The organism is Acinetobacter sp. ANC 5045, assembly GCF_004331005.1.
Classification (GTDB): domain Bacteria; phylum Pseudomonadota; class Gammaproteobacteria; order Pseudomonadales; family Moraxellaceae; genus Acinetobacter; species Acinetobacter towneri.
This window is the reverse complement of sequence record NZ_SJNS01000032.1, coordinates 1-9,495: the sequence shown is the minus strand read 5'-3', so window position 1 is coordinate 9,495 and position 9,495 is coordinate 1. Positions and strand designations below refer to the sequence as shown.

Annotated in this window: 12 protein-coding genes; 5 read left to right on the top strand and 7 right to left on the bottom strand. The window is 35.0% G+C overall.

Annotation, left to right across the window (positions count from 1 at the left end; all coding sequences use genetic code 11):
- Positions 1-432 precede the first annotated feature (432 nt).
- A complete protein-coding gene (locus E0H79_RS14695) occupies positions 433-810 on the top strand; it encodes a hypothetical protein (protein ID WP_004968775.1) in 378 nt (125 codons plus the stop codon).
- Positions 811-1,496: 686 nt separating this feature from the next.
- Here the strand turns inward: E0H79_RS14695 and E0H79_RS14690 are convergent.
- Complete coding sequence (locus E0H79_RS14690; RefSeq protein WP_019836970.1) at positions 1,497-2,054, bottom strand: DNA-binding protein; 558 nt, start codon at positions 2,052-2,054, stop codon at positions 1,497-1,499.
- Between the two features lie 748 nt (positions 2,055-2,802).
- On the opposite strand from E0H79_RS14690, the gene repM reads away from it, so the two are divergent.
- From repM to E0H79_RS15360, 3 genes are read left to right on the top strand one after another with little or no spacing between them, the layout of a single operon-like run.
- Positions 2,803-3,735, top strand: a complete 933-nt coding sequence (gene repM, locus E0H79_RS14685) for a replication initiation protein RepM (RefSeq protein WP_131262031.1) — start codon at positions 2,803-2,805, stop codon at positions 3,733-3,735.
- Between the two features lie 59 nt (positions 3,736-3,794).
- Positions 3,795-4,355 carry a plasmid replication DNA-binding protein gene (locus E0H79_RS14680; protein ID WP_004282224.1) on the top strand — a complete coding sequence of 187 codons (561 nt, stop codon included), beginning with the start codon at positions 3,795-3,797 and terminating at the stop codon, positions 4,353-4,355.
- A gap of 12 nt (positions 4,356-4,367) precedes the next feature.
- On the top strand, positions 4,368-4,511 hold the full coding sequence (locus tag E0H79_RS15360) for a hypothetical protein (protein ID WP_001125247.1): 144 nt from the start codon (positions 4,368-4,370) through the stop codon (positions 4,509-4,511).
- A gap of 184 nt (positions 4,512-4,695) precedes the next feature.
- On the opposite strand, the gene E0H79_RS14675 is transcribed toward E0H79_RS15360, so the two are convergent.
- From E0H79_RS14675 to E0H79_RS14650, 6 genes are all read right to left on the bottom strand, one after another.
- The gene (locus tag E0H79_RS14675; protein WP_131262030.1) at positions 4,696-5,385 is read right to left on the bottom strand and encodes an aspartate/glutamate racemase family protein; all 690 of its coding nucleotides are present in this window, start codon (positions 5,383-5,385) and stop codon (positions 4,696-4,698) included.
- Between the two features lie 536 nt (positions 5,386-5,921).
- Positions 5,922-6,764, bottom strand: a complete 843-nt coding sequence (locus E0H79_RS14670) for a hypothetical protein (RefSeq protein ID WP_131262029.1) — start codon at positions 6,762-6,764, stop codon at positions 5,922-5,924.
- Between the two features lie 97 nt (positions 6,765-6,861).
- Positions 6,862-7,509, bottom strand: a complete 648-nt coding sequence (locus E0H79_RS14665) for a Fic/DOC family protein (RefSeq protein ID WP_131262028.1) — start codon at positions 7,507-7,509, stop codon at positions 6,862-6,864.
- Positions 7,510-7,511: 2 nt separating this feature from the next.
- Entirely contained in the window at positions 7,512-7,697 is a 186-nt protein-coding gene (locus E0H79_RS14660; RefSeq protein WP_131262027.1) for a hypothetical protein, read from the bottom strand.
- A gap of 110 nt (positions 7,698-7,807) precedes the next feature.
- A complete protein-coding gene (locus E0H79_RS14655) occupies positions 7,808-8,389 on the bottom strand; it encodes a histidine phosphatase family protein (RefSeq protein ID WP_131262026.1) in 582 nt (193 codons plus the stop codon).
- A gap of 48 nt (positions 8,390-8,437) precedes the next feature.
- Positions 8,438-8,818, bottom strand: coding sequence for a hypothetical protein (locus E0H79_RS14650; RefSeq protein ID WP_131262025.1), 381 nt, complete (start codon positions 8,816-8,818; stop codon positions 8,438-8,440).
- Positions 8,819-9,221: 403 nt separating this feature from the next.
- Between E0H79_RS14650 and E0H79_RS14645 the strand changes: the two genes are divergently transcribed.
- The coding region (locus tag E0H79_RS14645) for a hypothetical protein (RefSeq protein ID WP_131262024.1) at positions 9,222-9,495 on the top strand (274 nt) is incomplete at its 3' end.

The following is a 9,495-nucleotide window of genomic DNA, read 5'->3' as shown; positions in this document are numbered from 1 at the left end:
CGATTATCATTACTCATTTCATTTTGATCTGTGACAAACATGTGACAATTATAAATATATAAAACAAATATTTATGTTTATATTTGTGACATTTGGCGTCATCTAAAAAATTAATGAAAGATAAGTAAAATTGATATAAGCCTTTGCTTTTAAATAAAAAATCGAAGATTTTTTAGCATCATGACTATGTGCGTATGGTGTATACCTAAAAATCGTCAAAAATCCTTCTTCAATTTAGAGCAGAATTTAGAGCGAAAAACAGCAAAAAGGGCGTATATATCAATTCACTACTAATTTACTATCAAAAAGTTATCAAAAGTATATCAATTAGGTATCAAAATAAGGAATTTACTACTGAAAATATATCAGCTTGCAATCAATTCACTAACAATTTACTATCAAAATAATAAATCCAATTGGAAACATCTGAACGTGCTGCCAAAAATCAAATCTAAAGCCTTTATCCGCCTGTTACCCCAAATTTTTGAACTCAGAGAACAGGGATATTCTTATGAAGAAGTGACTGCAATTTTAGAAAAAGAATATGGACTGATTCTGAGCGTCAACCAGTTTTCAGTCTATCTGGCACGGTACAAAAATGCCCATACTTCTAAAGTAAAAAAACAGGTCGAAACATCCCCTGCTCGAAAGCAGCATTCAGAAAGTAAACAAGATCCGATCAAACCTGATAGCAATACGAAAGATTATGTTTTTGGTTCACCTGAGCACAAAGCAGCAATCCAAAAAGAAAGCGAAAAATATTTCAGTAAGCCCAATATGAGTATTGGTCTAGGACTAAAGCGCCCCTAAAAAGCCACCAGATCGCATAAAAGACATTATTTTAAAAAAGATTATGAGAACTACAGGAAAATTAAAAATTTGGCTTAAATCGCCAAATAAAGCCAAATGCAGGGTATTCTTTTTTTCTATTGCTGAAATATGGAATCAAAAGTCATCACTACGATCTTTTGAGCAGAATAAAATTTATTGCTTATTCAGAGTTCTGTAACCCTTGCAGTATAAGGCTTACAGCCTTATACAATGACATTTTCCGATATTTAATGGATATCATTTTTTATGTCAGTGAATAAAAATATAACTACTAATAATCAATAGTTTGTTTAGCGAGTGTCTACGAGCGACACAACGAAAAGTCGCGTCTAGACTCCCTGAAAAACAGCTTTTTAGGCTGAGAAGCCTAAATAAGCGTAAATTACATGTAAATATTTGCACCTAGATCGAGCGATAGCGAGATTCAATAGAGTTTGAGCGTAGCGAAAACCAAGGGCAATTTTTCATTCCCTTGGCTTTTAATTATTTTAAAGTTTTTAAATGCTTTTAGGTAAGCTGAAAGCCTTGTGTAGAAAGCGTTATAGCTCCTATTAAACTAGGTTTATCGACCTTAACAATTTGAATGATGTAACCCCCAAAGAGCGTTGACATACTCCGTACTAAACCGTTGATTTAATGGGGAGCATGTCAGCCTTCATCGTCAGTTACTTGTCTTTTTGCATTGTAATCTGTTTTTCTAATTCAGCTATCCGTGCATTTGCATTAGTGAGTTGTGATTCCACATATTTGATCGAGCCTGATTTTTCGAGTAGCTGTTCATATTTGGCTTGCAAGGCGTTGTAGTCTTCTTTTGCCTTATCTGTACTAGCAAGAGCGACTTTCAGCTTGTCGGTGGTGTCATCAGTTTGTTTGACCTGTTCATCAAGTTTGATTTGCACCTGTTCCAGTTTTTCTGTGGTATCTGCAAGCTGCTTTTCCAGTTGTTGCACTGTTTCCGCATATCCGCCTTGTACTGCATCAATCCGTTCTTGCAATAGGGTTGCAATGACTTGTGACACGGTAACGAGTTCCGCATCTTTCAGAGTTTTTGCCGTAGTAACGGCTGCCGCCAGTTGCTCTTCAAGGATCTCTTTGCGGTATTTGTTGATAGTGGTCTTTGAGCCGCTACCAAGAACCGCAAGGATATTATCGTTAGTTGGGTTTGAGCCTTGTGCTGCAAGGGATTCGATGGCTTTTGCCACATCTGATTTAGTGATTGCCATGGGTTTATTTCCTATTGTGTACTGTACTGTATCGTATTTTAGTACATTACAGTACAGTACACAATCGATATTTTTTATGAATTATGACTAGCTAAAACTCTCTGTAGTTGTTCTCTAATGTTTTCCAATTTAGTAAAAGCCGATAGAAGATGATTTCTATTAGATTAATTAAACAATAACAAGTATTTATTAGCGAGTGTCTACGAGCGCCACAACAAAAATTCGCGCCTAGACTCTCTGAAAAACAGCTTTTTAGGCTGAGAAGCCTAAATAAGCGTAAATTATATGCAGATATTTGCACCTAGACCGAGCGAAGCGAGCAAAAAAAGCTTCTGAGCGAAGCGAAGTCATAGTTGCTTTTGCTTTTTACATAATTTTAGAAGGTATTTGCAAAAAATTGCCCCTACGAATCGAGCGATAGCGAGATTCAATAGAGTTTGAGCGTAGCGAAAACCAAGGGCAATTTTTCTTTGCCTGGGCTTTTAATTATTTTAATACTTTTAAATGCTTTTAGACATGCTGAAAGCCTTTTTTCACAATACTTTCAAGGGTTATATGACTACGTTTACCTACCAATATGACTACGTTTACCTACCAATATGACTACGTTTACCTACCAATATGACTACGTTTACCTACCATAAATCTACTTATTTTTTTTTGTAGATTTAACTACGTTTACCTTGCATTTAACTACATAATATTTTATATAGATTTATATTCAGAAATAAAAAAGTAGACTAATAACATGCGAGATCTAGTTGTAAAAGATAATGCTTTAATTAACGCAAGCTATAACCTAGATCTAGTTGAACAGCGACTTATTCTTTTAGCTATTGTTGAAGCAAGAGAAAGTGGTAAAGGCATTAATGCAAACAACCCTTTAGAAGTCCATGCAGAGAGCTATATCAATCAATTCAATGTTGCAAGACAGACTGCCTATCAAGCATTAAAGGATGCTTCAAAAGATTTATTTGCTAGACAATTTAGCTATCAAGAGATGAATAAACGAGGAAATATCGAAAACGTACTAAGCCGATGGGTTAGTGAGATTCGTTATGTTGACGCTGAAGCGACTGTTAAGTTAATTTTTGCACCTGCTATTGTTCCATTAATTACTAAACTCGAAGAACAGTTCACTAAGTATGAATTACAGCAAGTTAGTAATCTCAGTAGTGCTTATGCTGTACGTCTATATGAATTATTGATCGCATGGCGTAGCACTGGCCAAACTCCTGTTATAGAGCTTGAAGAGTTTAGAAAAAAAATTGGTGTGCTTGATGATGAGTACACAAGAATGGGGAACTTTAAAGACAGAGTCTTACATCTAGCTATGGCTCAAGTTAATGAGTTTACAGATATCACTGTTAAGTATGAGCAGCATAAAAAAGGACGTTCAATTTATGGCTTTTCATTCTCATTCAAGCAAAAGAAAAACGTTAACAAACCAAATCTAGAAGCTAGAGATCAAAACACCTTAGATATTTTCACCAAGTTAACAGATGCTCAGCGTCATTTATTTGCTAACAAGTTGTCAGAACTGCCTGAAATGAGTAAGTATTCTCAAGGCACCGAAAGCTATCCGCAATTTGCCGTACGAATTGCCGAAATGCTATTAGATGCTGAAAAATTTAAAGAACTATATCCATATCTAGTAAAGGTTGGCTTTCAAACAAAATAAAGATAATGTTCAGTAATATGCTCACTTGAACATCCTTGTACATGAACAGAGGGATTGTATTGAACACTACAAAATTTAGCGTTATGGACGCAAGTAAAGCCTTTAAAAAATCACGGACAACAATATATGAGGCTTTAAAAAATGGTGAATTATCAAGAGATAATGATGGTCTAATAGACTTATCTGAACTTATCAGAGTTTATGGCAACCCAGTCGGTGTTCAGTCCAGTACACGTACTGAACAAGTTCAGAAGGATGTACAGGTACACGTTCAATCTGAAGTCGAAAATCTATTAAAAGATCAGATTTCTTTACTAAAAAATCAGTTAGATTTAGCAAATCAAAGAGAAAAGTCTTTGATGCAACATATTGAAGATCTTACTCATAGAATTGAGTTTAAAGGCACCTTAGAACAGTCACAACAAGAAAATATTGATAAGCTAAATGAATCTACAAATTCAAATATAGCAACGGATCCTCGGTCACAGACTGACTCTAACTATGACGAATTGACTACTTCCGAGAGTAAACGGATCCATCTTCCTGAGCATGTTGAACCAGAACCTAAAAAACGTGGCTTATTTGGCCGTGTGCTGAATGCTGTTTTTGATAATGACTAAGGGAGAGAGATCATGCCGAAATTGAAAGACATTGCCCTGGGCATTATTGTGGCCCCGCTGCTGATCCCGATCATGCTGATTGCATCGTACCAGGATAAAAAGGCACTCAAAAAAGAGCTGGATGAACGCCAAAAAGAAAAAGACCAGGCATCCTGATTATTCAATTGAGCTAATCAAAAGCGTGAAACATTGATCAAATAATAGATGTGGAACGTGAAAAATCATAAAAAAAGCCCGAACAGAGATGTTCGGGCTATCAACTAGAAACTACAGCATTGATTTCTAAAGAGAATTATAACACATTTCGTATAAGGTGTATTATGTTAATTTTAGAGAAACTTTATGATAAGACAAAATCTACAGCTGCTTTTGCATGTATAGAAGTAGTATCAAAGAGAGGGACTGAAAATTTAATATCTCCAATAAGCATACAAATCTCTGTGCACCCTAAGATAACTCCTTCTGCTCCAGAAGATATTAAATCTTCGACAACATTGATATATTTCTTTTGAGACTCTTCGTTTATAACCCCTAAACATAATTCATTATAAATAATATCGTGCACAACTTTTCTATTTGTTTCATTTGGCGTTATTACTTCAAGTCCTTTTTCTTCTAATCTGTTTTTATAAAAATCTTGTTCCATAGTAAAAGCTGTACCAAGCAGACCAATTTTTTTAATATTTTGACTTAAAATTTCCGTAGCTGTTGCATCGGCAATATGAATAAATGGAATAGTAGTTGAATTCTCAATATAAGAAGCCACTTTATGCATCGTATTTGTACAAAGTACAATACCATCGGCCCCTCCTTTTTCTAGTTGAATAGCTTTATCTTTTAAATAAAATCCAGCTTCATCCCAGAGTCCCTTATGTTGTAATTCTTCAATTTCAGCAAAATCAACGCTGATAAGAACAACCTTAGCAGAATGTAATTTTCCTAGCTTCATTTGAACCATTTTATTGATTTGTTGATAGTAAAGATCTGTAGATTCCCAACTCATTCCGCCTAATAAACCAATTGTTTTCAAAGTTGTGCCTTTAAGAAATTAAAAAATCTAACTTATCAATATAATTAAAAATATCTAGTACAAAATTGCTCATATTTAACATAATGGAGGTTATACGCAATACACTTGTATATTAATTTAAATATCAAAAACTTAACAAACTAAGAAAAATCTAAAAATGCCCAAAAAGCCGATTTTGAAACAAATCGGCTTTTTTATGAGCGGTTTTGATATTTTTTGCCAATAAAATCGGTTTAAAAACGATCAATTTTGGCATTTTCCCAATGTTATCAAATCTTCCAGGGTGAAAACTATCCCCAATTTCTGTGGATGAAATTTAGGTTATTTTGTACGCCCTGGCGCACATGAATCTCGTCCCTTTGCTGCTATGCGGCATATTGGAATTTTCATATGATGAATTGGTCAGGAACAGGAAGTTCCTTAGAATTACAAAGAATGAGCACCAAGATGGGGCCAGATACGACAAGCACTAAGCCAGCACAGACCTAAAGTTCCAATAAAAAACCTCGGCAGGATGCCGGGGTTTTTTATTTCAACTAAGAATTAGAAGCCATAATTTTATCGTAAGCATCCCATCCATATTTAGTTAAATTATATATTTGGCCTTTATTTCCCTTAGCTTCTACTAAGCCATAATTCAGTAGCTCATCTAATGCTGCCACATATGTAGCTTCTTTTCTTGGAGTAGAAGTATCGAGATTTTCCCCACCTACTTGAAAAAGTAAACCTGCCATATGACGGAGTTTCATGATTCCCCCATCAGTACTACCTGCCAACTGAATAATTTCCACTGCTTCACTACTTAAAGTTACTGAGGAATCGTCAGAGGTTTGCTGTGCATTCGGAATAGAGGAAGAACAAGACAAAATATACTCATGCGTTGATAACAAATATGGCAACTGCTTATTTAATTTGTCTTTGAATTCTTGTAAAGATGAAAACTCTTCTATACGACCTTTATTTTTCCATTCGTCTTTTTTCTTCATTAATAGATCATATTGATCTCTATCTACCGCGGAGTAATCAATCGGTGTTTTTGAAAAGTAGATCATCGTTGGCTTTCCTTCAGCCATATGACGCTCAATCTCTTCAACGGTACCACTTTCATATCCACCTGTAGGTGTACCTATGCGTGTCCAAAAAACCGCAATTAATAAATCACATTCATTTAATAAGCGCTTATTAATTAAGGCCTGTGCCCTATCACCCATTTCAGGAGCACCATGTGTTTCCCAACCTATAGGATTAAGAATCATGCTAGTATTTTTTGAATTAATATCATTCCAATTATAAATAGCTTTTCTTACTTCTTCTCGTTCTTGTAATACATCACCTGGGGAAGCAATCATCACAGGTATAACTGTTGCAATATAAGACATATTTACCTAAATTCTATTAATTTTAAAAACTTAAAAGTTACTTACTAAAATTAAAAGATGCAATACTAAAATTTTTATGGGCGACTTAGTATGTCGTTTAATCTAATTCAAACTTCTCAATATTTAGCTTAATCATTTTTTCAGTTAGCTTGAAGTCACCTTGTTTCCATCCCGAGATAACAGCCTGATTCATAGCATCAGAACTAACAGTAGTCCAATCAATTGTATAACCTAATTTGAATAATATCTGACCCAACATAAAACGTTGTGAGCGACCATTACCTTCTCTAAATGGATGTATATAATTCAGAACCACAAAAAATCTTGCTAAAAAAGCACAAATTAAATCTATATTTTCTTTATTATCAATAAGATAATGGAAATTATTTTTTAAGCATGAGAATAATAGATGGGATAAAGGAACTATATTTAGGTATCGAAGGAATATACATTCACCTTTATAGGTGTTCACCAGTCTTAATTGACCAGCCCAAGGATAAACATCCTGGAATAATTCATAATGTATATTTTGTAAGTGTTGTAAATCAAAATCGCCTAGAAATATATGTATATTTTCTTGTAGTCTAGTATTTTGTAAAGCACTAAAAGCTTTCTCAGCATCATTCAAATCTTTGGTATTAGAAATACCAAGGTTGTTTTTTAAGACACCATTTTCATCACAAAATGGATCATCATAAAAATCTTCTTCTGTTAAATAATAATGTAGTTCATCATCAAAAAACATTTTTAGCGTACACGATACATTTCAACTAATGTAGTTCTAGCTTGCTCAAATGTCTTTGAACCATTTACATACTCATGTATTGGTTGTAAACCTTTATTTGCTATCACCAAATTATCTACCGCGAATGAAGCTTTTACGATTTGAAAAGCTTGAGTACGGCTATTTCTCATACCAATAACTTTTTTCATAAAATTCTCACTTCAGATAAATCAGGTTAACTTTCAGGATATAACATTTTTCTTTAAAAAAGAAATTAGATCCTTTTATTTAACATAAAATCTCTTATACGAAATTCAGCTCAATAGGTGAAAACCTCAGTATTTTTGATCGGCTGGCGCACCAAGTCAGCCCTAAACTGCTGCATCAGCTCTTTAGTTAGTGGCCTTGGCTGCTGGATCTGCATGATCAAAAGCTGTAAAAACTGTCCGTGACTAAATACGGCCAAATTCTTTTCAGCATAGTGCTCAGCCACGGCCTTTAACTTGTGATGAAAAGCCTGCACTCGCAGATAGAGATCCTCGAAAGATTCGGCATCATCAGCGTCCCGATGCTGGCAATCCATTTTATCCCAGTACGCATTCACCCATGCTTTACGGTCATTCAGATTGGTATTGGCACACTTTCGCTCAGACAGATAGCTAAACTCATGCAAATGCTCGTCCACTTCAAAATCAAGCTTATATTTTTCCAGAATCGGTGCTGCGGTTTGTTGCGTCCGCAAATACTTGGACACCATCACATGATCAATTTTAGGCAGCGTAGAGCATAAATTTTGAGCCTGAATATGGCCATTCTCGCTTAAAGCGATTGAAGCATGTGAAAGCGTCTTTCCATTGATATTGGCTTCACTTTCAGCATGTCGAACCAGAAAAATAGCCATATTTAATTCCGTTGAACTGAATCCTATGAGATGGATCTAAGCTAGAGATTAGTAATCCTGCAAATTGAGAATAGGAAAATCCTTCTCGCGCATCCGGGCATGTGCCATTTTTAACTGTTCAGGTTTAGCCATTGCCCGAAGCATCAGCAGCATTTCCAGACTTAAATTATCCACTGCACCACTTTCTGTATGCGCTGGTTTTTCATCTTTCTGAGCCATTAAAATTTCTGTAATCAATGACGTTTTTTCATCCAGACTTTTAAACAATCTCAGCAGTTCTGCGAGCTGATTTGACGAGCTTGACTCACACTCATCCAGCAAACTTTTCACATAAGTTGATACACGCATTCCCTTGGCAGCCGCTCTCATTTCATACAGGAAATACTGCTCTTTGGACAGCCTGATCGTAACCCGATTATCATTACTCATTTCATTTTGATCTGTGACAAACATGTGACAATTATAAATATATAAAACAAATATTTATGTTTATATTTGTGACATTTGGCGTCATCTAAAAAATTAATGAAAGACAAGTAAAATTGATATAAGCCGTTGCTTTTAAATAAAAAATCGAAGATTTTTTAGCATCATGACTATGTGCGTATGGTGTATACCTAAAAATCGTCAAAAATCCATCTTAAATTTTGAGGAGAATTTAGATAGAAAAACAGCAAAAAGGGCGTATATATCAATTTACTACCGATTTACTATCAAAAAGTTATCAATTAGATATCAAAAGCAGGAGTTTACGACTGAAAACATATCAATTTGCAACCAAAGCACTAACGATTTACTATCAAAATAAGTTATTCCACTGAAATCTAAAGTCATGCTGCCAAAAATCAAATCTAAAGCCTTTATCCGTCTTTTACCCCAGATTTTTGAACTCAGAGAACAGGGCTATTCTTATGAAGAAGTGACCGCAATTTTAGAAAAAGAATATGGACTTATTCTGAGCGTCAACCAGTTTTCAGTCTATCTGGCACGGTACAAAAATGCCCATACTTCCAAAGAAAAAAAACAGGTCGAAACATCCCCTGCTCGAAAACAGCATCCAGAAAGTAAACAAGATCCGATCAAACCTGATAGCAATACGAAGGATT